We start from the raw sequence: 24245 nt of genomic DNA on the forward strand, positions 1-24245 counted from the left end.
GACACGCCTCAGCGGCCCGGGGCGTCGAACGTCCAGCGCGCGGGATCCAGTGACGACGCGGCATCCCACTCGTCGTCGTCCCACGAGAAGGTTGCGACGGCGCACGTCGGCATGTGCGCGATGGCGCCGTCGGACAGCCGGGCGGCGAGGCTCGTCATGCCCGGGTCGTGCGCGACCACGATGACGCGACGCGCTCCGCGCTCGACCGCGGCGCGCAGCAGGAGCGCCGCCGGAGCCCCGTACAGCCGTTCTTGGAGCTCGACGTCGACACCGAGCGCGTCGCCGAAGTAGCCCGCCGTCGTGCGGGCGCGCAGCGCCGTGCTCGACAGCACCGCGTCGGCCCGAAAACCCGTGTCGGCGAGCCGCCGCGCCATCGCCGGCGCGTCGCGGAGCCCGCGCTCGTTGAGCGGCCGGTCGTGGTCGTCGAGGCTCGGGTCGCCCCAGTCTGACTTGGCGTGCCGCACGAGCGCGAGCGTGGTCATGCCCACCAACCCTACGCCCGATCCGCATAGGAACCGATATATCTCGCGCGCCGCAGTGGACGTGGCGCGGCTCGTAGGGTACGAAGGAAGAACGACCGCCAGCTGGGGAGCGGTCGGCGATCTTTGCCGACGCCGCGTGACCGTGAACCCCCAACGGCACAGGTCCCGCTGCGGTCGGCTCCCTCAAGGGAGGGGGCTGCGGTCTCGAGGAGCCCCCCAAATCGCCTCGGGGCCGCAGCCCGGTCCCGGCCTCCGTCGTCAGTGTTCGACGTACACCCACGCGAACCGGCCGCTGGCCAGGGTCACGCCCACACGCCGGTACGCCGGCACCTCGTACTCGTCCGCGGCATCCAATTCCTCCTCGGTGAGGGCCAGCGCGGCGCCCACCACCTTGTCGCTCGCGTTCCCGGTCGCGCGCAGGATCGGGTGCACGGTGTGCCCGCTCACGGAGACGACGCGCGGATCGTCGATGTCGACGTAGTCCACCGTGTACCCGGGCAGCACGTCCGCTTCCCCGTCGACGACGCGGCCGAACGTCTCCAGCTGCACGTGCGGCAACCGCAACGTGCCGTAGGAGAAGAGCAAGACGCGTTCGTCGCTCATGAGCACAGCGTATGCCTCTGCGAACGCGCGCGGCAGGGGGTGTGCCCAACGGTGGCCCCGGCCGGCGCGTCAGCGGATGACCGCGTGCGCGATCGTGAAGATCACGAGTCCCGCCAGCGCGCCCACGACCGTGCCGTTGAGACGGATGTACTGCAGGTCGCGGCCGACCTGAAGCTCGATCTTCTGCGCGGTCTCGTCGGCGTCCCACCGCTCGACCGTGTCGGTGATGATGCTCGCGATGTCGTGCCGGTAGCGGTCCACGAGGAAGGCGGCGGCATCGGTGACCCACCCGTTCACGCGGCGGCGCAAGACCGCATCCGTCTCCAGTCGCGCGCCCGCCTCGACGAGCGCCTCCTGGGCGCGCTGTCGCAGGCCGCTGTCCGGGTCGGCGAGGGAGGCGAGCAGTCCGGTCTTGGCAGCGTCCCACGCCTCGGCGGCGAGCTCGCGCACGCGGGGGCTGTCGAACACCGCGCGCTTCGCGTCTTCGAGGCGCCCGATCGTCGCCGGGTCGTGCTGCAGGTTCTCGGCGAGGCGCGCGAGATAGCCGTCGAGCGCGTGGCGGGCGGGATGCCGCGAGTCGGCGCGCACGGCGTCCACGAACCGCACCGCCTCGCGGTACACGGTGTCGTCGACGAGGCGGTGGGCGATGCCCGGCACCCACGACGGGAGGCGCCGGGACACGAGCCCCTCGAACGCGGAGTGGTTAGCGTGCAGCCACGCCGAGATGCTGTCGGCGGCGAGGTCGACGGCACCGTGGTGGGAGCCGGCGGCGACCACCCGCTCGAGCCACGCGCCCGCGGGCGGGCCCCAGTCGGGCATCAGCAAGTGCTCGCGCGCGAGCTCTGCCAGCACCTCCTGCACGTCGTCGTCGCTGAGGGCGCGAAGGATGCCGGAGGCCATCGCCGACCCCTCCTCGACGACGCGCGTGGCGTGCGCGGGAACAGCGAGCCACGCGCCCAGGCGCGCGGAGACATCCATCGACTCGAGCTTGCGGCGCACGACGGGGCCGGAGAGGAACTCGGTCTCGACGAACTCGCCCAGCGTGCGGCCGATCTCGTCCTTGCGCTTCGGGATGATCGCGGTGTGCGGAATCGGGATGCCCAGCGGATGCCGGAACAGCGCCGTGACGGCGAACCAGTCCGCGAGCGCCCCCACCATGCCGCCTTCGGCGGCCGCGCGCACGTACGCGAGCCACGGATGCTGCCCCTGCAGCGCGAACGCGACGACGAACACGACGGCCATCAGCCCGAGCGCGCCGAGCGCGACGCCCTTCATCACGCGCAGGTCGCGCAGGCGCGCGCGGTCGGCGGGGCTCAGCAGAGCGGTCGGGGTGCGCGCCATCCCGTCATCCTCGCACGGAGCGGGAGCGGCTACTCGTCGATCGGGCCGAGCCACGCGGCGGCCACCGTGGAGTGCGCCGACTCGGGATCGGACGGGTGGAAGAGCCCGGCGAGCACGTCGCGGGAGAGGCGGCCGAGCTCGGAGCGGGTGAAGTACGACGACCCGCCCGCGACGAGCACGGCGTCGTCGACGACGCGCTTGGCCATCGTCACGGCGCGGTGCTTGACACCGCTCATGCGCGAGAACCAGAAGCCGTCGGGCGGCGTGGCATCGTCGACCGCGCGGCACAGCGCGTCGATCTCGGGCGGCAGCGCGTCGTACGCGAGCGCCATGTCGGCGACGCGCCATCGGATGTCGGGGTCTTGGCTGAGCGGCGCGCCGGTCTTCTTCGAGCGCCGCCCGTGCGCCGCCGACACGGCGAGATCGAGCGCGCGAGCGGCGATGCCGGTGTAGACCGACGCGAGGAGCAGCTCGAAGACGCTGAAGATGCCGAACACGATCGGGTCGGGGTTCGGTCCGGGGTCGACGCGGCGCACGACCCGGTCGGCGGGCGCGACGGCGCCGTGCAGCTCTGTCGTGCGGCTCTGCGTGCCGCGCATGCCGAGCGTGTCCCAATCGTCGCGCGTGACGACGGCGTCGGTGCGCGGCACGAACGCGTACACGATCTTCGGCGCGTCGGGCGACGTCGTGTCCAGGCCGTGCAGACCGAGTTGCGTCCACACGGGTGCGAGCGAGGTGAAGATCTTCGTCCCGGTGAAGGCATACGAGCCGTCGGGCTGGGGCGCGGCATCCGTGTCGCTGCCGAACAGCACGAGGTCATTGCCGGCCTCGCTGATGCCGAATGCGAAGACCTCGCCCGCGGCCGCACCCTCCTGCACGAACCGCAGGCTGTCGACGCCGCGGTCGGCGAGGGCCTTGGCGACGCCCGTCCACACGAGGTGCATGTTCACGGCGAGCGCCGTCGCGGGAGCGGCGGTCGCGAGACGCTGCTGGAGAAGGGATGCCTCGGCCAGCCCGAGCCCCGAGCCGCCCAGTTCGCGCGGCACGAGGATCGCGAGGTAGCCCGTCGCCTGCAGGTCGGCCAGGTCGTTGTCTGGGAACGTGTTCTCGCGGTCGTGGACGACCGCGCGCTCGCGGAACCGCTCGAGGAGCTCGTCGGGGAGGGTCGTTGCGGGGTCGAAGCCGGTCACGGTTCCATTCTCGTCTCTTCCAGCGCGCGTTCGGTTGCCGCGATGTGCGGGCAGGGGCCGCGTTTTGCGGCAACTCAGGCGTTCGTGCCGGGCCAGCGTGCGTTCGGTTGCCGCGATGTGCGGGTGCGGGGCGCGAAACGCGGCAACGGAGGGGATCAGCGGGGGAGGACCGCGCGCAGCGCCGCGATCGTCGCGTCAGGCTTGTCGCGATGCGGGCTGTGGCCGGCCCCGGCGATCACCGTCATCGAGAAGCGCGGGTTGGCGAGCACGGCCTCGGACACCTCGCCGCGGAAGATCGAGTACACCGCCGGGTCGGCCGCGATCACGTGGGTCGGCACGGCGACGCGGGCAGCATCCGCCCGCACGTCCCACTCCGTGTTCTGCGCGCTCGTCTGCTCGATCGCCCACCGGCTCGCTTGGCTCGTCGCGGTCGCCTTCAGCTCGACGTCCTGCTCGTGCCAGTGCGGGTTCGCGCGCCGCGCCGCCTCGTGCGACGGGTCGGCGAACGACGCCTCCTGGCCCTCGCGCACCCACTCGCGCTCGTCGTCGGTCAAGAAGAGCCCGGGGTCCACGAGCACGAGCGAGCGCGTCCACTCCGGATCGGCCGCCGAAGCCACCACGACCGCAGCTCCGCCCAGCGAGTGCCCGACGGCGAGATCCCACGCCCCGCCGTCGTCGGGCCGGGTGGCGGCGACGTCGGCCGCGTACGCCGCGATCGTGTAGTCGAGCGCGCGCGGGGCGACGCCGTGGCCGCGCAGGTCGACGGCGACAGCATGCCAGCCGGCGTCGGCGAGCGCGGCGCCGAACCGCCACATGAGCGCCCCGTTGGAGCCGAGGCCGTGCACGAGCAGCGCCCGCCGCGAGGCGGAAGGCGAGCCCCACGCGATGCGGGGGAGGACCAGGGGAGTCGGCACGGTCCCAGCCTAGGCGCGCTGAGACGGCAAGATGGGGATGTGATCTCCACCGAGCTGGCCAGGGCCCTCCGCGACGCGGGCCTGACGTGGCATCCACGCTCGGGCGACCGGTTCCAACTCGACGAGCCGGAGTTCGAGGCCGACATCTTCACCGTCAGCGAGATGACGATCGAAGCGCGCACGTACCCGACCGGGAGCCTCCTCGCCTTCAACGGCACGACGGAGTGGGCGCTGGACTCAGTCGCGCAGGACGACGCCTTGTGGCTGCCATCGGAGGAGCAACTGCGCGAGCTGTTGCGCGGCACGTTCCGCGCGCTGCGGCGGCTGCCTGACACGTACGAGGTGGAGATCTCGGTGGGGGACGAGCCTCTCGTGTTCCCGCATCCCGAGCCGTCGGATGCCTACGCGCTCGCCTTGTTGGAGCTGCTGCGCCGCATCGCGTGAACTGGTCCTCGCCGGTCAGGACACGATCGGGGCGACCGGCTCCGTGTCGGGGATGGGGCTCGCATCGCGGTGCCGGAGGTCGGGGAACCCGCGCACGAACACGACCGCCACGACGAGTCCGACGCCGGCGAAGGCTGTGGCGGCCCCGTACGCGCCGGCTTCGCCGACGCCGTCGATGAGGAAGCCGGCGATCGCCGACCCCGCCGCCGCGCCGATCAGCTGGCCGGTGCCGACCCAGCCGAACGCCTCGGCGGTGTCGCTGAACTTGACGCTCGCCGACGTCATGGCGAACAGCACCGCCAGCGCCGGCGCGACGCCGATGCCCGCGAACAAGAGGCTGCTGCCGAGCCACCACACATTGAGCGAGAACATCGTGAGGGCGAGTCCCGCCGTCACAATCGCGAGGCGGCGCGCCATCGCCCAGCCGCCGATCGGGATGCGGCCGGAGCCCAGTCCGCCGACGAGGCTTCCCACCGAGAACACGGCGAGCACGATGCCGGCCTCGAGCCCGCCATGGCCGAAGGTCGCGACGATGCCGGCCTCGACCGCGGAGCACGCGCCGACGAGCAGGAACCCGATGACGGTGGCCAGCAGCACCGGCGGCCGCGTGAGCACCTTGCCGAACGAGCGCCGGCTGCGCGGGATGCGCACGCGCCCGACCTCGGGGGAGAGCACGAACCACGCGCCGCCGCCGAGCAGGAACGCGACGACCAAGAGCAAGCCGGCGACGGTGCTGGCCTGCGTCGAGACGAACGTGATGACCACCGGCGCGAGGATCCAGATGATCTCCTGCAGCGAGGCGTCGAGCGAGAACAGGGGAGTGAGCTGTTTCGCGCTGACGAGCTTGGGGTAGATGGTGCGCACCGCCGACTGCACGGGCGGGGTGGACAGGCCGGCGAGGAAGCCGATGAGCATCAGCAGCGGGAGGGATGGCGGTGCGAACGTGAGGGCAAGCAGGGCCGCCGCGCACACGGTTGTGGTCAGGGCGAGCACGCGCCGCATCCCCCACCGGCCCATCCAGCGGCTGGTGACCGGTCCTGACACGGCCTGTCCGATGGATGCCGCGGCCAGCACGAGCCCTGCCGCGCCGTACGAGCCGGTCAGTTGCTGCACGTGGAGGAGGACGGCCAGGCTCGTCATCCCGTTCGGGAAGCGTGCCGTCAGCTGCGCGGCGATGATGCGCCCGACGCCCGGAGTGCGCAGCAGATCTCGATATCCCGCCGTTGCCGCCACCCTTCCACGCTACCCACTCGCCGTCGTGGCGACGACACGCCGCGACACGCCGAGGGAGCGCTTTCCACAGGAAATCGAATGTCGGACCCCCGGCGTAGCGTCGCAGTTGTGGAGGAGCTCGGGCGGGTGTCGCGAAAACGGCGGGATTCAGGGATTTTCCAGGCTTCCGACAGGATGCCGGCCTGTGGATGAAACGGTGGACAACCTGTGTTGTACCGAAGGAGAGCGGTGGAAAACTACATCAATGTAACTACTACCCCTTGTGGTGCGCCCCGGAGCGTCGCCCCATATGTAGTATTGCTATCCCGGCGGGGGGCCTGCCGGTCAGAACTCGAAGTTGAGGGGAGAGACGGGTCGAAATGACGATCACTGTCTACACCAAGCCGTCCTGTGTCCAGTGCAACGCGACGTACCGCGCGCTGGACTCGAAGGGCATTGATTACGAGATCCACGACCTCTCCGAGGACCCGGCGGCGCTCGAGCACGTAAAGGCGCTCGGCTACCTGCAGGCGCCCGTCGTGATCACCGACGAGGACCACTGGTCGGGCTTCCGCCCCGACAAGATCGACGAGCTGGCCGGGCGGCTGGCCTAGCCCTTCGACAAGCTCAGGGACCGGAGGTGGACGATGAGCGCAGTTGCAACGCAGGCGCCGCTCCTCGTCTACTTCTCGAGCGTCTCGGGCAACACGGCCCGCTTCATGGAGAAGCTCGGGATGCCGGCGCGCCGCATCCCGCTCCACTCTCCCGAGCACGGCGGGGGCGAGCCCCTCGTGGTGGACGAGCCCTTCGTCCTCGTCACACCGACCTACGGCGGCGGCCAGGGGCGGAGCGAGGAGAAGGGCGCCGTTCCCCGGCAGGTCATCCGGTTCCTCAACGATGAGCGCAACCGCAGCCTGATCCGCGGAGTCATCTCCGCGGGAAACACGAACTTCGGCGAGGCGTATTGCCTCGCCGGCGACATCATCAGCCGCAAGTGCCACGTGCCGCACCTGTACCGGCTGGAGCTTTTCGGCACGTCGGAAGACGTCGAGCGCGTGAGCGCCGGATTGGAACGATGGTGGAAGCAGCAGTGACCCAGACCGCATCCGACTTCAAGCAGAACCCTGCGTTCGAGGGGATGGACTACCACTCCCTCAACGCGATGCTGAATCTGTACGACGCGGACGGCAACATCCAGTTCGACGCCGACCGGCGGGCGGCGCGCGAGTACTTCCTGCAGCACGTCAACCAGAACACGGTGTTCTTCCACTCGCTCAAGGAGCGCCTCGACTACCTGGTCGAGAAGGAGTACTACGAGCCGGAGGTGCTGGCCAAGTACCCGTTCTCGTTCGTGCAGGAGCTCACCGACCGCGCGTACGCGGCGAAGTTCCGGTTCGAGACCTTCCTCGGGGCATTCAAGTACTACACGAGCTACACGCTGAAGACGTTCGACGGCAAGCGCTACCTCGAGCGCTTCGAGGACCGCGTGGTGATGACCGCGCTGGGCCTGGCCGACGGCGACCAGCAGCTGGCGACCGCGCTCGTCGACGAGGTCATCTCCGGCCGCTTCCAGCCGGCGACCCCGACGTTCCTGAACACCGGCAAGGCGCAGCGCGGCGAGCTGGTCTCGTGCTTCCTGCTGCGCATCGAAGACAACATGGAGTCGATCGCCCGCGGCATCAACTCGGCGCTGCAGCTGAGCAAGCGCGGCGGCGGCGTGGCGCTGCTGCTGTCGAACATCCGCGAGTCGGGCGCGCCGATCAAGCAGATCGAGAACCAGTCCAGTGGCATCATCCCCGTCATGAAGCTGCTGGAGGACTCGTTCTCGTACGCGAACCAGCTGGGCGCGCGCCAGGGCGCGGGCGCGGTCTACCTCAACGCGCACCACCCCGACATCCTGCGCTTCCTCGACACCAAGCGCGAGAACGCCGACGAGAAGATCCGCATCAAGACGCTGTCGCTGGGCGTGGTCATCCCCGATGTCACGTTCGAGCTGGCCAAGAACGACGAAGACATGTACCTGTTCTCGCCGTACGACGTGGAGCGCGTGTACGGCGTGCCGTTCGGCGACATCTCGGTGACCGAGAAGTACCACGAGATGGTCGACGACGCGCGCATCAAGAAGTCGAAGATCAACGCGCGCGAGTTCTTCCAGACCCTCGCCGAGATCCAGTTCGAGTCGGGCTACCCGTACATCATGTTCGAAGACACGGTCAACCGCGCCAACCCGATCAAGGGCCGCATCAACATGTCGAACCTGTGCTCGGAGATCCTGCAGGTGAACACGCCGACCACCTACAACGAGGACCTCTCGTACGACCAGATCGGCAAGGACATCTCGTGCAACCTGGGCTCGATGAACATCGCGCTCGCGATGGACGGCGGAGACCTCGGCCAGACGGTGGAGACCAGCATCCGCGCCCTCACCGCCGTGAGCGACCAGAGCCACATCTCGTCGGTGCGCTCGATCGAAGACGGCAATGACCGGTCGCACGCGATCGGCCTCGGCCAGATGAACCTGCACGGGTACCTTGCCCGCGAGCACATCCGCTACGGGTCGGAAGAGGGCCTGGACTTCACGAACATCTACTTCTACACCGTGTTGTTCCACGCTCTGCGCGCGTCGAACCGCATCGCGATCGAGCGCGGCCAAACCTTCGACGGGTTCTGGGAGTCGACGTACGCCAGCGGCGAGTTCTTCGACAAGTACACGGATGCCGCGTGGCAGCCGCAGACCGAGAAGGTCAAGGAGCTGTTCGCCGGCATCCCGATCCCGACGCAAGACGACTGGCGCGCGCTGAAGGCGTCGATCCAGGAGCACGGCATCTACAACCAGAACCTGCAGGCGGTGCCGCCGACCGGGTCGATCTCGTACATCAACAACTCGACGAGCTCGATCCACCCGATCGCGTCGAAGATCGAGATCCGCAAGGAGGGCAAGCTCGGCCGCGTGTACTACCCCGCGCCGTTCATGTCGAACGAGAACCTCGAGTACTACGAGGACGCGTACGAGATCGGCTACGAGAAGGTCATCGACACGTACGCCGCCGCCACGCAGCACGTCGACCAGGGCCTGTCGCTGACGCTGTTCTTCAAAGACACGGCGACGACCCGCGACATCAACAAGGCGCAGATCTACGCGTGGCGCAAGGGGATCAAGACGATCTACTACATCCGCCTGCGGCAGATGGCCCTCGAGGGGACCGAGCTGGCTGGCTGCGTCTCGTGCCAGTTGTGACCACGGAGAAGAGAAAGCCATGAGCGAGAAGCTGCAATTGCTGGACCACGTCCAGGCGATCAACTGGAACCGCATCCAGGACGACAAGGACCTCGAGGTGTGGAACCGCCTCGTGAACAACTTCTGGCTGCCCGAGAAGGTGCCGCTGTCGAACGACATCCAGTCGTGGAACACGCTGACGCCGGAGGAGCAGCAGCTCACGATGCGCGTGTTCACGGGTCTCACCCTGCTCGACACGATCCAGGGCACGGTGGGCGCGGTCTCGCTCATCCCCGACGCGATCACTCCGCACGAGGAGGCGGTGTACACCAACATCGCGTTCATGGAGTCGGTGCACGCGAAGAGCTACTCGTCGATCTTCTCGACGCTGTGCTCGACGCGCGAGATCGACGAGGCGTTCCGCTGGTCGGTGGAGAACCCGAACCTGCAGCGCAAGGCGCAGATCGTCATGGAGTACTACCGCGGCGACGAGCCGCTCAAGCGCAAGATCGCCTCGACGCTGCTCGAGTCGTTCCTGTTCTACTCGGGCTTCTACCTGCCGATGCACTGGTCGTCGCGCGCGAAGCTCACCAACACGGCCGACCTCATCCGCCTCATCATCCGCGACGAGGCCGTGCACGGCTACTACATCGGCTACAAGTTCCAGAAGGGGCTCGAGCGGGTCGACGAGGCGGGGCGCCAAGACCTCAAGGACTACACGTTCTCGCTGCTGTACGAGCTGTACGACAACGAGGTGCAGTACACGCAAGACCTGTACGACTCGGTCGGCCTCACCGAAGACGTCAAGAAGTTCTTGCACTACAACGCGAACAAGGCGCTCATGAACCTCGGCTACGAGGCGATGTTCCCCGACTCGGTGACGAACGTGAACCCGGCGATCCTGTCGGCGCTGTCGCCGAACGCCGACGAGAACCATGACTTCTTCTCGGGGTCGGGCTCGTCGTACGTCATCGGCAAGGCCGTCGCCACGGAAGACGAGGACTGGGACTTCTAGCGTTCCCGCGCCGACCGATGATCGTCGTCGATCTCCGGGCCTGCTAGTGGACGTCGGCTCGCGGGCTCTCGGAGGCCCGGTGTCGACGCGTAAAGCACACGATGCCGACGACACCTGCGGCGATTATCGGCGCGACGTTCTCCAGAGGCTCCGGGAAGGGAACCTCCTTTTGCGCAAGGGCGTTCAGGGCCGTTAGTTGCCCGGAGTCGAGACTGTACCAACCCCCGATTGTCGGGTCATTTATGACGGTCGCGTCTTCCGGGAGGGTCATCAGCCCCGCAGCTGCGTCGGTACCCGAGTCGTACCCAGCAAACTCCGCAGGCTGCCCATCGGATCGCCACACGCGGTAGGTTCCGACCGGCCCGCACACGGTCGAGGTCGCGCAGCAGCGCCGCGTCCTGCTCGAGGCGCTCCCGCGTGCGGGCGATCAGTCGGTCGACGACCGCGGCCGGGCTGAACGACGGGTCGGCGAGCGCGTCCGCGATCTCGCGCAGGCCGAGCCCCACCGAGCGCAACGCCTCGACGTGGAAGAGGCGGCGCATGTCCTCCTCCGAGTAGCTCCGGTACCCGCTCGCCGTGCGGCCGGCGGGCGACACGAGCCCGATGCGGTCGTCGTGGCGCAGCATCCGCTCCGGGTCGGCCATGATCCGCTCGGTGGCGAGCATGCTGTCTGCGTGGTGGACTTTCGCGTGCTCGTGGCGCGTCGATGCCTCTGCGGCATCCCATCCTGAGGTCACAAACTATACGTTGAGTTTATGAAATATATGCGGAATTTAGAAAATATTTGACCACTTGTGAATCGCGCCCTACTGTTGCGTGCAGGTTCCCCGTTCAGGGACCGCACGCAGATCGCGAGGACGATGAGGGCGAGGACGTGAGCCACGAGGAATTCGAGTCGACCACGGCTGTCAGGGAAGCGCTGGCAGTGCCGATGGTCAAGGCCGAGGGGGTCCGCAAGAAGTTTGGATCCGTCACCGTTCTCGATGGGGTCGACCTCGAGGTCGCCAAGGCGTCCGTGACCTGCATCATCGGTCCCTCAGGCTCGGGGAAGACCACCTTCTTGCGGTGCATCAACCATCTGGAGGAGATCAGCGGAGGGCGGTTGAGCGTCAACGGGGAACTCGTCGGCTATCGCGAGGCGCGGGGCAAGCTCTATGAGCTCGCGGACCGCGAGTTGCGGATCCAGCGGTCGCATATCGGGATGGTGTTCCAGCGGTTCAACCTCTTCAGTCACCTTACTTCGGCCGAGAATGTCATGCTTGGGCAGACCCAGGTGAGGAAGCGGAGCAAGGCCGAGGCGCGTGAACGCGCCGAGGAGCTGCTGGACCGGGTCGGCCTCGGCGATCACGTCGATCACTATCCTTCGCAACTCTCGGGAGGGCAGCAGCAGCGTGTCGCCATTGCCCGCGCGCTGGCGATGGATCCCGACCTCATGCTGTTCGACGAGCCCACTTCTGCTCTCGACCCTGAGTTGGTCGGCGATGTGCTCGATGTCATGAAGGACCTCGCCCGATCGGGGATGACCATGGTGGTCGTCACGCACGAGATCGGGTTCGCTCGAGAGGTCGCCGACCACCTCGTCTTCATGGATGGCGGCAAGGTCGTCGAGGAGGGCGATCCTCGTGAGGTGATGGCGCGCCCGCAGCACCAGCGCACGAGGGCGTTCCTCTCGAAGGTGATCTGAGCGCGGTTCCCGTTCCTGTGCGGCCGGGCTGTGGGCCCGCCCGTTTCGAGGCAATTAAATTCGCATTTCAAGATACATATCTCCGTACCAAATTCTTGACTCGGAGTTCAAAAATCGCATACGGTGTGAGCGGTCGGGATCCACCCTTCCTCCGCCAACCACGCAACGGAGAGGTTTCTCACAATGGCTTCTGTATCACCCTCGCAGCGCGGCGTTCGCCGTAGCCTCACAGTTGCCGGGGCGGCTCTTGCCGCCGTCGCGCTGCTCGCCGGATGCAGCCAGACTTCAGCCGACGACACCAGCGAATCGGCCTCGGACGAGTCGTCGAAGAGTGAGCTTTTCGACATGCTGCCGCAGTCCGTCAAAGACTCGGGCAAGGTGGTCATCGCCTCCGATGCTTCGTTCGGTCCGCCCTGGGTGTTCCACCCCGAGGAAGACCCCGAGCAGTGGCAGGGAATCGACGTGGACATGTCCGACCACCTGTTCAAGGAGGTCTTCGGCGTTGAGGTCGAGCGACTCGAGATGCCCTTCGACGGCATCATTCCGGCGCTGAAGGCCGGGAAGTTCGACGTGGTGGTCAACGGCATGACCGCGAGCGCGGAGCGCCAGGAGCAGATTGACCAGGTGTACGTCATCAACTCGGACACGGGCATCGTGGTCGCTGAGGGAAACCCCAAGGGCGTCCAGGAATGGGAGGACCTGTGTGGACTGGTCGCCGCCACGATCTCTGGCACCAACGAACAGCACTTGCTGGAGGAGCTGGCGGCGGAGTGCCCGGCGGACAAGCCGCTTGAGGTGCTGCCCTTCCCGACGGCCACCGCGCAGACGCTCGCGGTCACGTCGGGTCGAGCCGATGCGCTGATCGGTGGGTACGCGACATTCACGTACCTCGACGAGAACGAGCTGCCTTCCTTCGACGGCTTGGAACTGCTCGATGTGATCGTGCAGTCGAACCCTCTCGGATACGGTTCGTCGAAGGCCGTGCCCGAGATGGGCGAGGCGATCGAAGCAGGCATGAACCAGATGATCGAGGACGGCAGCTACCAGGAGATTCTCGACAAGTGGGGCGTGGGCGATGCCGCGGTCGAGCGCGCCGTGCTGAACGCGCAGCTCAACGAGTAGCACCGAACGGCAGGACGAGGAGCGGATGCGCGAAATGGTCGCATCGAACGATATCGTCGCGATTCCACAGCGGCATTGGGGACGCAAGGTCGCGGGCGTGTTCGTGGCAGCGGCGGCCCTGTGGGTGGTCTCTCTGTTCGTGTTCACCCCGAACATCAACTGGGAAACCGTCTGGGAGTACCTCACCTTCCGCACCATCATCGCGGGCATCGGGGTCACGATCGTCCTCACGGTGATCTCGATGATCGGCGGCGCCATTTTCGGCGTCATCGCCGCGCTGATGAGGCTCTCGCAGAGCACGGTGCTGCGGACGGTGAGTTGGGTCTACCTGTGGGTATTTCGCGGCACTCCGTTCCTCGTCCAGATCATTTTCTGGTACAACCTCGCACTGTTCCTGCCTCGTATTGGCTGGGGGACGTTCAGCGTGTCGACCAACGTCGTCATGACGAGCTTCGTCGCAGCCTCGATCGCGCTGACGCTGAACTCGGGCGCGATCATGGCGGAGATTATCCGCGGAGGCATCCTCTCCGTTGACGCGGGCCAATCCGAGGCCGCAACCGCGCTGGGCATGTCGCGGCTGAACACGATGTTCAAGGTGGTGCTGCCGCAGGCTTTCCGCGTGATCGTCCCGGCGACCGGCAATCACCTCATCGGAATGCTCAAGGAGACGTCGCTCGTCTCGGTGATCGCCGCGCAAGAGCTCCTCACCCAGACGCAGATCATCTATGGCAGGAACTATCAGGTGATCGAACTGCTCATCGTCGCAAGCTTCTGGTACTTGGTCATGACCAGTATCTGCACATTCCTGCAGCAGCGGCTCGAAGCCCGACTCGCGCTCAGCGTGAGCGGAAGGGGAGACCCGAAAGACCGCCGCGGCAAGAGGCGCCGCCCTGCGGTGGATCTCGAGGCGCCTCTGACCGACATCGTGTCCCCACAACCAAGGAACGAAGAGAAATGACATTTCATCAGGTGCACTCCGAGAGCGCGGCCGACTACCACGAGTATTTGTCCGGCATCTGGGTCGCGAAGGAGTACTCCAACGGCGGTATGACCCGCCTCGGCGGTGGTTTCGTGAAGTGGACCGAGGAGCAGACGATGCACTCCGCGCACAAGCACGACGAGGTGATCGTCGTGCTCGAGGGCGCTCAGCACACCGAAACCCAGGATGGCGCATTCATCGCCTACCCCGGCGACGTCATCGTCGTCCGCGGCGGCACCAACGCCGTGCACTACTCGGAACCGGGAACCAAGACCAGCTATGTGCTGGCGCTCGACTCGGAGATCTGAGCACACCTGTCAGCCACGCAGCCGCTGGGTCGACCACCGCTGCTGCGACGAACGAAAGCCAACATCATGAGCAAGCCTTTCCACCAGCTCTTTCGAGAGTCTGAGGCGCAGTACCAGCCCACAGAGTTCCCGGGAATCGTGTCCACCACCTCCATCACAGACGGTCGCATGACTTCCCTCGGCGGCGGATTCGTGAAGTGGATCGAGGACGGCGCCGAGATCCGAGAAGTGCACAACCACGACGAGGTCATCATCGTGCTGGAGGGGGAGACCACGATCACCACTCCCGACGGGCGGGTGACGATCGGCAAGGGCGGCTCGATCATCGTCAAGAACGGCACACCGGCCGTGCACACGGCGGTCGCCGGCACCAAGACGTTCTACACGATTCTGCTTCACGGCGACGAGCGCGTCTGACGACTCGACGACGCACGGGTGGATCTCAGGACTGCTCGACGTGCTCTTTGTCTTGGCGGAGCATCCGATCGCAGCTGATGCGGAGCGCGCTTAACAGGCTTTCGGCGCGACTGGGATCGCGCGACACGGCCAGGCCAATCTCGCGAAGCGAGCCCGAGAGAAGAAGAGCCAAATCCTCGGTGTCGGCAGGGGAGTCGAGCAGGCCGTCGGCCTTGGCTTGCTTGACATCCGCCGTGATGTGCCGAAGAAACAGCGAGGAGGCAGTGCCCGTCACCCCATTGAGCGGGCCGATTGTTCCCGCGCCCATGGCCCCGTAAAAGCGGCCCTCGGGCGTGGCGGCCACGGTCGCAAAAGCAGTGGCGACGGCGACTATGCGATCCGTGAAGCCCGTGCATCGTTCGCGCCGCGCCGTGCCGTCGTTCGAGACGGCCGTCGAGATCTGCAGGTATGCGTCTCGCACGAGCTGATCGCGTCCGTCGGGGAAGTAGGTGTAGATCGTCCCCCGCGAGACACCCGCCCGCTTCGCGATGTCGTCGATCGAGATGTTCTCGTATGCGCTCTCGCCCAGCAATGTCGACATGGCATGGAGAATGTCGTCTCGGGTACGTATGCGATTTCGTTCGCGCAGTCCCAGCGGCTTGTTCGACAAGGAGTGGACACCTTACGGTCTACGGCCAATGAGTGAGGACTTCAGTCAAGCACAAGAGGGCGGGGCGCGGGCTCGGCACGGAACGAGAGGCCCAGAATCGCGCCCAGCGGGTTTATGCGGCAGGTCAGCTGCATGAAACACGCGCGACGGAGGGCCGTCACTAGCATGGGTTCGTGTCCGAGCGTCCGCCCTTCAGCCCCGTCGTCGCCCTGCTGACGGTGTCGGCGGTGTGGGACGCCCGTCTCGGCGGCGCGCTGAAGGACATCGGGCTGACGACGCGCAAGTACGGCCTGCTCGCCCACCTGCAGGCGACGCCCGGCATCTCGTTCTCAGAGCTCGCCCGCCGCTCGCAGATCACGGTGCAGACCGCGCACACGGCGATGCGCTCGCTCGTCGACGACGGGTTCGCCTCCGACGGCACCGCGCACGCCGGCGCGGCGTCGGATCTGCGGGTCACCGAGAAGGGCGCGCAGGCGCTCGCTGAAGCCGACGCGCTGCTCGCCGAGCTCGACGCGTCGTTCGCGGCTGGCGCGCCGGTGTTGACCAGCGCGCTCGAAGGGCTGCACGAGGAGCCGTTCGAGCCGCCGGCGTGAGCCGCTCATCCCCTCGTCGCCCCGGTCGCCGACGCTGAGACTCCACCTGATCGCCGAGAGTGCGGGGGCCGGCCACGGTCTCGGCCGCCCTATGGAGTCTCAGCGACGAGGGGCACCGCTTCGCGACGGCTCACCAGCCGGTCGTGAGCACGCGGTCCAGCGCGTCGACGAAGGCGTCGGCGCTGTCGCGTGTGAAACACATCGGCGGCTTGATCTTCAGCACGTTCTGGTGGTCGCCCGTGGGCTGGACCATGACGCCGAGCCGCCGCATCCGCTCGCAGATCGCCGCTGTCGCCTCGGTCGCCGGCCTCGACGGGTCGCCGTCTCGCACGAGCTCGGGGCCGAGGTAGAAGCCGTGCCCGTGCACGGCGCCGAGGAGGGGATGCCGCTCGCCCAGCTCGAGCAGGCGCCCCTTGAGGTACGCGCCCGTCTCGCGCGCGTTGCGCTGCAGCTGCTCGTCGCGGATCACGTCGAGCACCGTGAGTCCCACGACCGACGACACCGGGCTGCCGCCCGCCGACGAGAAGAAGTAGCCCTCGTTGCGGTAGCTCTCGGCGATCTCGCGCGTCGTGACGACGGCGCCGAGCGGATGCCCATTGCCCATGGCCTTGGCGACGGCGACGATGTCGGGCACGACGCCCTGCTGCTCGAAGCCCCAGAACCACTCGCCGAGCCGCCCGTACCCCACCTGCACCTCGTCGGCGACGGCGACCCCGCCGTGCGCCCGCACTGCCGTGTACACCGCGTCGAGGTAGCCGTCCGGCAGTGCGATGCCTCCGGCGTTGCCGTACAGGGTCTCGGCGAGGAACGCCCCGACCGGTGTGCCGGCGGCCGCGAGGCGCTCGACCTCGGCCACGGCGTCGCGCGCGTACCGCGCGGGGTCGTCGCGGTGCCGGCCGCGGAAGCTGTTCGGCGCGTCGACCGTGTGCACCCACTCCGGCCGCGTCGCCAGCGCGTTGGGGTTGTCGGCGACCGACGTGGACACCGCGTCGGTCAGGTCGGTCCAGCCGTGGTAGGCCTCGCGGACAGCCAGGATGTCGCGGCGCGCCGTGTGCGCGCGGGCCAGCCGCAGCGCGAGGTCGACGGCCTCGGAGCCGCTGTTGACGAGGAAGACGTGGTCGAGGCCGTCGGGAAGCAGCTCCGCGAGGCGCTCGGAGAACTCCACGACCGCAGGGTAGAGGAAGCGCGAGTTGGTGTTGAGCAGCCGCCACTGCTCGGCGACCGCCGCGGCCAGGCGCGGGTGTCCGTGACCGATCGAGGTGACGTTGTTGAGGGTGTCGAGGTAGACGCGCGCGTCGGCGTCGAGGAGGTGCTCGCGCCACCCGCGCACGATCACGGGCGGGTCGGCGAAGTAGTGCTCTTGGACGGCAGCGAAGTGAGCGGTGCGGCGTGCCAGCAGGTCGCCCTTCGACAGGCTCAGGGGCCGGGTGGTCGCCAGGGAGGTCGTGCCGCCGAACAGCAGCGGCGTCGGGTCGGCCGCCACAGCGCGCCACGCCGGCGCGAGCGATGCGGTCACGGCCTCCGGCAGGTCGGCTCCGGCGTCGACGGTGATCCGCACCGCGCCGCTGAATCGACCGACGGGGTCACCGGCCACCACGTCTGCAGAACTCCTTCTCTTGACAGTGATGAGGCCGGGTTCCGGGCCGGAAGCGCCTTCGAGCCCGCCGATCGACGGAGTTGTGCAGACGCTCAGGCGGAGACCCGCCTCCGTCGTCACGGTGACGCCAGTCGCGGAGTGCCGCACGCGGCCGCTCCACGGGGCGACGAGTTCCACGGGCGTGCGGGCGGTGAGCTCCACGCCCAGCACCACGTTCGCCGGCTCGTGCTGCGACGGGCGCGAGCGGGTAAGCCGCGGCTCGGCGAACCGCGTCGCGACGACTCGCGCGCCGGCGTCGAGGGCCTCGGCGGCAAGGGTCGTCTCCACGCCGTCGACGAGCCACCGGCCCTCGTGCAGCAGCGGGCTCGCCGCGGAAAGGTCGAGCACCGCGACCTCCGCCGCGTCGACGCCCGCCAGCAGCGCTCCGTGTCGGGGCAGCGCGAGCCCAGCGGCATCGGCCCCGACCGCGCGCCGCACGAGCGCCGTGCCCACCGCGAGCGGCACCGACGTCGCGGCGTCGAGGATTCGCTCCTCGTGCGCGAGGTTGTCGGCCGCATAGGCGTTGCCCGGGTCGGTGCGCAGCACGTGGTGGCCGCTCGCGACCAGCACGGCGGCACGCACGACGACGAGCGGCCACAGGGCGTCGAGCTCGGCGGCCTCGAGCGGCAGCGCCGAGTGGTAGGCCGACACGGCGCGCACGGCGTCGACGAGCCCAACCCCGTCGTGGTGCAGCAGCGACGACAGCGTGATCGCCGGCTCGCTCGCTCGCCACGTGCGGACGAGATCGCCCAGGTCGATGACGCCGTCGGGCAGCCCGTCGGCGCCGGCGACGACGTTGTCGTCGGTGAGGTCGCCGTGGATCGGCTGCACCGGCAGCGTGTCTGCAACCGCTGCGACCGCCTCCCACGCGGCATCTGCCGTGTCCCGCAGGCGGGCGCGCAGTGTCGCGTCGGCCACGGACGGAAGCAGCGCCGCCAGCACGTCGGGCGCGTGCCGCAGATCCCACTGCGTCGCTCGGTCGGCTCCCGGGGCGGACAGGCCGGCGAGCGAGCGGTCGACGGATGCCGCCAGCTGTCCGATCGCGTCGATCGCCGCGGGGGAGAGGTAGTGGCTCCCTGACAGCGTGCTGCCATCGAGGAAGTCGAGCAGCCGCGCGCCGAGCGCCACGCCGCCCACCTCGACGGCGCGCACCGTCGAGCCGTCACTGAACCTGTGCGCGCGCGGCGCGCGCACGCCGGCGTCGGCGATCAGGGCTGCGGCGCGGGACTGTGCCTCCAGTTCTGCCGCCGTCGTCGCCGGGTTGGCGAGCTTGAGCAGGCGCGGCGCGGCATCCGTCTCGATCACGAAGTTGCGGTCCTGATTGCTGCCGAGAGAGCGCGCCCTGCCGTCCACGCCGAACACGTCGCGCGCGATCGCTGTCGCGTCGAACTCGGAGATCTCGGGCGGCGCAGGCTGCACCAGCTGGGGCTCTGTCACGAACGAGATTCTCCCAGGTCGTGGGCCGTGCTGCCGCAGCGCCCACCCCACCCCTTCCTGCCGACCCGGCCGCTTATGTACGGAATCTAGAGGGTGGGCTCGGGCGCACGGGGTGGGCTCGGCGACCCGCCTGTTGCGTGAGTCAAGCCCGAGCACTGCGCCCGAGCGACACCTCTGATATCCTTCAGGCGTCTTCGGACCGCTCCCGGGGCCAGGCCGACCGGTGAGCGACTCCTTTCCTGCAAACGTCGACGCCAGGCCGGTCGGCGTGAACCATGCGGGAGGAAGCATGAGCATCACTATCGATCGGGCTCGCATTGCCGAGCTGACAGCGCGCGAGTCGGCGCGCCTGGACGAGCGGACCACCGCGTCGCGCGATCTGTATCGACGGGCGTCCGAGCACTTGTCGGGCGGTGTCGCGTCGTCGTACCAGTTGCGCGACCCGTGGCCCCTCTACATCGCCAGCGGCTCCGGTCCGAAGGTGCGGGACGTCGACGGCAACGAGATGTGGGACTTCCACAACGGCTTCGGCTCGATGGTGCAGGGCCACGCGCACCCGGCGATCGGCGCGGCGATCGCCGCGCGGTACCCGCTCGGCACGCACTTCGGGTGCCCGACCGAAGACGATGTTGTCGTCGCGAACGAGTTGGCCGCGCGGTTCGGCCTGCCCAAGTGGCGGTACACGAACTCGGGCTCGGAGGCGACGATGGATGCGATCCGCATCGCCCGCGCTCTCACCGGCCGCGACACGGTCCTGAAGATCTTCGGCTCGTACCACGGCCACCACGACACGGTCATGGTGTCGATCGGTGTCGCGTACGACGAGATCGGCGACCGGGAGAACCTCGCGTCGCTGTCGTACGGCGCGGGGATCCCGCAGTCGGTGGTCGACATGACCATCGCGGTGCCCTTCAACGACGCGGGCGCGATGGAGCGGCGCATCGAGCGGCTGACGGCGGAGGGCCGCAAGCCCGCGTGCGTCATCATGGAGGCCGCCATGATGAACCTCGGGGTCGTGCTGCCCGAGCCCGGCTACCTGCAGGCGGTGCGCGAGATCACCCGCAAGCACGGCATCGTGCTGATCTTCGACGAGGTCAAGACCGGCTTGTGCATCGCGCCCGGCGGCGCGACGGACAAGTTCGGCGTCACGCCCGACATGGTCACGCTCGCCAAGGCGCTCGGCGGCGGCCTTCCCTCGGGGGCCATCGGCGGCACCGAGGAGGTCATGTCGGTCGTCGCCGACGGCTCGGTCTACCAGGTGGGCACCTACAACGGCAATCCGCTCTCGATGGCGGCCGCCCGCGCGTCGCTCGAGCAGGTGCTGACAGCCGAGGCGTACGCGCACTTGAACCACCTCAACGACCGCATCGTCGACGGATGCCAGAGCGTCGTCGACAAATACGACCTGCCCGGCTACGCCGTCGGGATCGGCTCGAAGGGCTGCGTCACGTTCTCGACGAAGAAGGTCGTCGACTACGAGAGCTTCAAGGAGAACCAGGATGCCGAGCTGGCCGACCTGGCCTGGCTCTACAACTTGAACCGTGGCATCTTCATGACGCCGGGTCGCGAGGAGGAGTGGACGCTGTCGGTGACCCACACCGACGAGGCGATCGACGCGTATGTCGCGGTGTTCGAGGAGCTGGCCTCCGAGCTGACCGCGTAGCCCGTGTCGGACGCGAGTGGAACAGTGAGATCATGACGCGCGTCGGAGCCATCTTCAGCCCGTATCCGAATCCGCCCGAGGCGTTCCACGACGCCGTGCAGGCGGCCGAGGCGGCGGGGCTGCCCGAACTGTGGGTGTGGGAGGACTGCTTCCGGGAGTCGGCGTTCGCGGCCACCGCCGCCGCACTGGCGTGGACGGAGCGCCTGAGGGTCGGCATCGGCATCGCGCCCATGCCGCTGCGGAACGTCGCCGTCACGGCGATGGAGGTCGCGACGATCGAGCGGATGTTCCCGGGGCGGCTGCTGCCGGGCGTCGGGCATGGAGTGCTGCCGTGGATGGGCCAGGTGGGCGCGCGCGTCGCGTCGCCGTTGACACTGATGCGCGAGTACGTGCCGGCGCTGCGGGGGCTGCTCGCCGGTGACGAGGTCACGGCCTCGGGCCGGTACGTGTCGCTGGACCGCGTGCGCCTGGACTGGCCGCCGGCGCGTCCGCCCCGTGTCTACGCGGCAGCGGAGGGGCCCAAGACGCTGCGGCTGGCCGGTGAGGTGGCCGACGGCATCGTGCTGGACAGCCGGCACACCCCCGCCGAGTACGCCTCGATGATCGCGGGTGTGCGGGCGGGCCGCGCGGAGGCGGGGCGCGAGGGCGAGCCCGACATCGTCGCGTACGTGGTGGCCGCGTTCGGGGCGGGCTCCGACGAGCGCGTGCGCGTCGAGTTGGGCGAGCGCGGCGTCGACGACGACCGCGCGCTGTGGGGGAGCGCGGCCGAGGTCGCCGCGGGCGTGCGGCGATTCGCGGATGCCGGAGTCGACGATGTCGTCCTGCTGCCGGCGGGCGATGAGACCGACCTCGCCGCGTTCTACACGGAGGCGGCCGAGGTCGCGAGGCTCGTCGCCTAGCCCCACCGCCAGCCGAACGGCATCCGCGCGCCTCACGCTTTGATCACCAGCAAGATCAGAGCGTGAGGACCGCAGAGCCCATTGGCAGCACAGCGGCAGGGCGCCCTCCCAGCGCGCGCGGCAGCGGCGAACTCACGTGTCGGCGATCGGCACGTGCGGCAGCAGCAGTCCCGACAGCAGGAGCAGCACCGCCGCCGCGACCGTGGCCACGAACACGCCGGTTCCGCCCGCCTGCACGGCCGCGGCATCCGTCCCTCTCCCGGCGATGATGGCGTTGGCCATGGCTCCGTACACCGCAACGCCAAGCGAGCTGCCGATCGATCGAGCGAGCGTGCTCGCGCCCGAGACGACGCCGCGTTGGCGCAGGTCCACGCTGGACTGCGCCGCGATGAGGCTCGGATTGGCGACGAGCCCGAGGCCGAGGCCGAGCACGAAGCATCCGATCGCCGTCAGCACGATGGACGGGAACAGCGAGAACGCCGCGAGGCACACGGCGCCGACGAGTGCCCCGGCCGAGCCGATCAGCACCGTGGCGCGGAAGCCGATGCGCAGGTAGAAGTGGCCGGCGAGCGCGCCCGTGAGCGGCCAGCCGAGCACGAGGGCCGACACCGTGAGCCCGGCCACCAGCGGCGTGGAGCCGGTCGTGACCTCGATAAACGTCGGCACGAACGAGACGACGCCGATCATCACGACGCCCACGACCAGCGACACGAGCGAGCTCGTCGAGATGATGCGGCTGCGGAACACCCACGGCGGAAGGACGGGGTCGTCGGCGGCCCGCTCGACGAGGACGAACAGCACGAGCAGCAGGATGCCGCCGCCGAACGCGACGGCGGTCTGCCACGACATCCACTCCCACGCGCTGCCGCCCTCGAGCACGCCCAGCACGAGCAGCACGAGCGCGGCGGTCAGTAGCGCCGCCCCCGCGAAGTCGATGCGACGGCGGTGGCGCTCGAAGCTCTCGTCATAGCGCAGCCACAGGATCCACGCCGCGAGCACCGACAGCGGCACGTTGACCCAGAAGATCCACTGCCACGACACGAACTGCACGAACAGGCCGCCGAGCGTCGGCCCGACCACGGCGGACAGCGCCCACACGCTCGCGATGTACCCCTGCGCCTTGGCGCGCTCGCGCACCGTGTAGATGTCGCCGGAGATCGTCATCGTCATCGGCATGATCGCGCCGGCGCCGAGCCCTTGGACGGCGCGGAAGACGATCAGCGCGGTCATGTTCCACGCCAGCGCGCACAGCATCGATCCGACCAGGAACAGGCCGATGCCGACGAACATCACCGGCTTGCGCCCGAACGTGTCGGCGAGCTTGGCGTACACCGGGATCGAGGCCGCTTGCGCGAGCAGGAAGATCGAGAACAGCCACGGGAACTGCGCGAACCCGCCCAGGTCGCGCACGATCGCGGGAACGGCCGTGGACAGGATGGTGGCGTCGATGGCGACGAGGAACGTCGCGAGCATGAGGCTCAGCAGGATGGGGCCGCGCTCGGAGCGCAGCCCGACACCGTCCGCCATCAGCGCGCGCCGTCGGCGAGGCGCACGTGGCGGACGTTGCCCTCCTCACGCAGGTCGGCGACGCCCGCGTTGGCGCGGATGAAGTCGGTGAACGAGCGGTGCCCGAGGTCTTTCTCGCTGAACGACGGGTCCATGCGCTTGAGCAGGTCTTTCACCGCCGACGCGTTCACCCACTCGTCGTCGGTGCGCTCGCTCTCCAGTCGCAGCGCGCGCTCGAGGAGCGCGGCGGACTCCTTCTGCGACGGCGAGGCCGCCGCATCCTTCGCCCTTCTCGCCGCCGACCGCGGCCCGGCGGGCTTTTTGGCCGGAGGGTTCGCGACCGGCTCGGGGTCGGGCGGCGCGGCAGGCACCCCGGGCAGCCGGTCGTACGCGGCGAACTCGTCGCACGCGGCCGCGAGCGACTTCGCCGTCGATCCCGCGACCCCGACGCCGATGACGTACCGGCCCAGCCGCTTGCAGCGCTGCGCGAGCGGCACATAGTCGGAGTCTCCTGCGACGATCACGACGTGCGTGAGATCGGGCAGGCGGAACATGTCCTCCACGGCGTCGACCGCGAGCCGGATGTCGGCGCCGTTCTTGCTGTACGCGGCCGCGGGGAACAGCTGCACGAGGTCGACGGCGCGGCCCACAAGCTGCGCCCGGTAGTCGGCGTTGACCGGCGTCGACCAGTCGGCGTACGCGCGCGTGAGCACAATCGTGCCGAAGGACGCCGCGAAATCGACGATCGCGCCGATGTCGACGGTGGCGCGCTTGAGCCGTGCCGCGAACTCAGCGGCGGGCTTGGTCGTGCCGCGGTCCTTCATGAACGAGCCGCGGCCGTTGACCTGGTCGTAGCGCGAGATGACGATGTTGTCGAAGTCGATGTAGACGGCGACGCGGGAGTCGGAGGCCTCGGGCATGACTCCAGTCTGTC

General features: G+C 68.7%; 24 protein-coding genes. 13 read left to right on the forward strand and 11 right to left on the reverse strand.

Annotation, left to right across the window (positions count from 1 at the left end; all coding sequences use genetic code 11):
* Positions 1 to 8 precede the first annotated feature (8 nt).
* From QM611_RS09050 to QM611_RS09070, 5 genes are all read right to left on the reverse strand, one after another.
* Positions 9 to 482, reverse strand: coding sequence for a SixA phosphatase family protein (locus QM611_RS09050; RefSeq protein ID WP_415079584.1), 474 nt, complete (start codon positions 480 to 482; stop codon positions 9 to 11).
* 258 nt (positions 483 to 740) lie between these two features.
* The gene (locus QM611_RS09055) at positions 741 to 1085 is read right to left on the reverse strand and encodes a gamma-glutamylcyclotransferase family protein (RefSeq protein ID WP_415079586.1); all 345 of its coding nucleotides are present in this window, start codon (positions 1083 to 1085) and stop codon (positions 741 to 743) included.
* Positions 1086 to 1154: 69 nt separating this feature from the next.
* Positions 1155 to 2426, reverse strand: coding sequence for a DUF445 domain-containing protein (locus QM611_RS09060; protein WP_415079587.1), 1272 nt, complete (start codon positions 2424 to 2426; stop codon positions 1155 to 1157).
* A gap of 29 nt (positions 2427 to 2455) precedes the next feature.
* Positions 2456 to 3616 (reverse strand): acyl-CoA dehydrogenase family protein, encoded by a 1161-nt coding sequence (locus tag QM611_RS09065; RefSeq protein WP_415079588.1) that lies wholly within the window; start codon positions 3614 to 3616, stop codon positions 2456 to 2458.
* 155 nt (positions 3617 to 3771) lie between these two features.
* Entirely contained in the window at positions 3772 to 4530 is a 759-nt protein-coding gene (locus QM611_RS09070; protein ID WP_415079589.1) for an alpha/beta fold hydrolase, read from the reverse strand.
* 39 nt (positions 4531 to 4569) lie between these two features.
* On the opposite strand from QM611_RS09070, the gene QM611_RS09075 reads away from it, so the two are divergent.
* Positions 4570 to 4974, forward strand: a complete 405-nt coding sequence (locus QM611_RS09075; protein WP_415079590.1) for a pilus assembly protein CpaE — start codon at positions 4570 to 4572, stop codon at positions 4972 to 4974.
* A gap of 15 nt (positions 4975 to 4989) precedes the next feature.
* On the opposite strand, the gene QM611_RS09080 is transcribed toward QM611_RS09075, so the two are convergent.
* On the reverse strand, positions 4990 to 6207 hold the full coding sequence (locus tag QM611_RS09080; RefSeq protein WP_415079591.1) for an MFS transporter: 1218 nt from the start codon (positions 6205 to 6207) through the stop codon (positions 4990 to 4992).
* Between the two features lie 359 nt (positions 6208 to 6566).
* Between QM611_RS09080 and nrdH the strand changes: the two genes are divergently transcribed.
* From nrdH to nrdF, 4 genes are read left to right on the forward strand one after another with little or no spacing between them, the layout of a single operon-like run.
* Entirely contained in the window at positions 6567 to 6800 is a 234-nt protein-coding gene (gene nrdH, locus QM611_RS09085; protein WP_415079592.1) for a glutaredoxin-like protein NrdH, read from the forward strand.
* A 33-nt stretch (positions 6801 to 6833) separates the two neighbouring features.
* Positions 6834 to 7280, forward strand: a complete 447-nt coding sequence (nrdI, locus tag QM611_RS09090; protein ID WP_415079593.1) for a class Ib ribonucleoside-diphosphate reductase assembly flavoprotein NrdI — start codon at positions 6834 to 6836, stop codon at positions 7278 to 7280.
* On the forward strand, positions 7262 to 9424 hold the full coding sequence (gene nrdE, locus QM611_RS09095; RefSeq protein ID WP_415079594.1) for a class 1b ribonucleoside-diphosphate reductase subunit alpha: 2163 nt from the start codon (positions 7262 to 7264) through the stop codon (positions 9422 to 9424). Before nrdI ends, nrdE begins: the two co-directional genes overlap by 19 nt.
* Before the next feature lie 19 nt (positions 9425 to 9443).
* The gene (nrdF, locus tag QM611_RS09100) at positions 9444 to 10418 is read left to right on the forward strand and encodes a class 1b ribonucleoside-diphosphate reductase subunit beta (protein ID WP_415079595.1); all 975 of its coding nucleotides are present in this window, start codon (positions 9444 to 9446) and stop codon (positions 10416 to 10418) included.
* Positions 10419 to 10654: 236 nt separating this feature from the next.
* Here nrdF and QM611_RS09105 read toward each other — a convergent pair whose 3' ends face one another.
* Positions 10655 to 11155: a MerR family transcriptional regulator gene (locus tag QM611_RS09105; protein ID WP_415079596.1), complete on the reverse strand. Its 501-nt coding sequence runs from the start codon at positions 11153 to 11155 to the stop codon at positions 10655 to 10657.
* Positions 11156 to 11349: 194 nt separating this feature from the next.
* Between QM611_RS09105 and QM611_RS09110 the strand changes: the two genes are divergently transcribed.
* The 5 genes from QM611_RS09110 (at position 11350) to QM611_RS09130 (ending at position 14928) form a co-directional block, all read left to right on the forward strand.
* On the forward strand, positions 11350 to 12102 hold the full coding sequence (locus QM611_RS09110; protein WP_415079597.1) for an amino acid ABC transporter ATP-binding protein: 753 nt from the start codon (positions 11350 to 11352) through the stop codon (positions 12100 to 12102).
* Positions 12103 to 12285: 183 nt separating this feature from the next.
* The gene (locus QM611_RS09115; RefSeq protein ID WP_415079598.1) at positions 12286 to 13224 is read left to right on the forward strand and encodes a transporter substrate-binding domain-containing protein; all 939 of its coding nucleotides are present in this window, start codon (positions 12286 to 12288) and stop codon (positions 13222 to 13224) included.
* 25 nt (positions 13225 to 13249) lie between these two features.
* Positions 13250 to 14182: an amino acid ABC transporter permease gene (locus QM611_RS09120; RefSeq protein ID WP_415079599.1), complete on the forward strand. Its 933-nt coding sequence runs from the start codon at positions 13250 to 13252 to the stop codon at positions 14180 to 14182.
* Positions 14179 to 14511, forward strand: coding sequence for a hypothetical protein (locus tag QM611_RS09125; protein WP_415079600.1), 333 nt, complete (start codon positions 14179 to 14181; stop codon positions 14509 to 14511). Before QM611_RS09120 ends, QM611_RS09125 begins: the two co-directional genes overlap by 4 nt.
* Before the next feature lie 168 nt (positions 14512 to 14679).
* Positions 14680 to 14928, forward strand: coding sequence for a cupin domain-containing protein (locus QM611_RS09130; protein WP_415079601.1), 249 nt, complete (start codon positions 14680 to 14682; stop codon positions 14926 to 14928).
* Between the two features lie 25 nt (positions 14929 to 14953).
* Here the strand turns inward: QM611_RS09130 and QM611_RS09135 are convergent, their stop codons facing one another.
* Positions 14954 to 15577: a TetR/AcrR family transcriptional regulator gene (locus QM611_RS09135; protein ID WP_415079602.1), complete on the reverse strand. Its 624-nt coding sequence runs from the start codon at positions 15575 to 15577 to the stop codon at positions 14954 to 14956.
* A 173-nt stretch (positions 15578 to 15750) separates the two neighbouring features.
* Here QM611_RS09135 and QM611_RS09140 point away from each other — a divergent pair, with 173 nt between their 5' ends.
* The gene (locus tag QM611_RS09140; protein WP_415079603.1) at positions 15751 to 16170 is read left to right on the forward strand and encodes a winged helix-turn-helix transcriptional regulator; all 420 of its coding nucleotides are present in this window, start codon (positions 15751 to 15753) and stop codon (positions 16168 to 16170) included.
* A gap of 130 nt (positions 16171 to 16300) precedes the next feature.
* On the opposite strand, the gene QM611_RS09145 is transcribed toward QM611_RS09140, so the two are convergent.
* Positions 16301 to 19243 (reverse strand): aminotransferase, encoded by a 2943-nt coding sequence (locus tag QM611_RS09145; RefSeq protein ID WP_415079604.1) that lies wholly within the window; start codon positions 19241 to 19243, stop codon positions 16301 to 16303.
* Positions 19244 to 19532: 289 nt separating this feature from the next.
* On the opposite strand from QM611_RS09145, the gene QM611_RS09150 reads away from it, so the two are divergent.
* Positions 19533 to 20906, forward strand: a complete 1374-nt coding sequence (locus tag QM611_RS09150) for an aspartate aminotransferase family protein (RefSeq protein WP_415079605.1) — start codon at positions 19533 to 19535, stop codon at positions 20904 to 20906.
* 32 nt (positions 20907 to 20938) lie between these two features.
* Positions 20939 to 21805, forward strand: coding sequence for an LLM class flavin-dependent oxidoreductase (locus tag QM611_RS09155; RefSeq protein WP_415079606.1), 867 nt, complete (start codon positions 20939 to 20941; stop codon positions 21803 to 21805).
* Positions 21806 to 21937: 132 nt separating this feature from the next.
* Here QM611_RS09155 and QM611_RS09160 read toward each other — a convergent pair whose 3' ends face one another.
* Positions 21938 to 23332 carry an MFS transporter gene (locus QM611_RS09160; protein WP_415079607.1) on the reverse strand — a complete coding sequence of 465 codons (1395 nt, stop codon included), beginning with the start codon at positions 23330 to 23332 and terminating at the stop codon, positions 21938 to 21940.
* Positions 23332 to 24231 carry an NYN domain-containing protein gene (locus QM611_RS09165; RefSeq protein ID WP_415079608.1) on the reverse strand — a complete coding sequence of 300 codons (900 nt, stop codon included), beginning with the start codon at positions 24229 to 24231 and terminating at the stop codon, positions 23332 to 23334. The genes QM611_RS09160 and QM611_RS09165 overlap by 1 nt, the downstream gene beginning before the upstream one ends.
* Positions 24232 to 24245 lie beyond the last annotated feature (14 nt).

The organism is Microbacterium sp. (assembly GCF_047606685.1).
GTDB lineage: Bacteria > Actinomycetota > Actinomycetes > Actinomycetales > Microbacteriaceae > Microbacterium.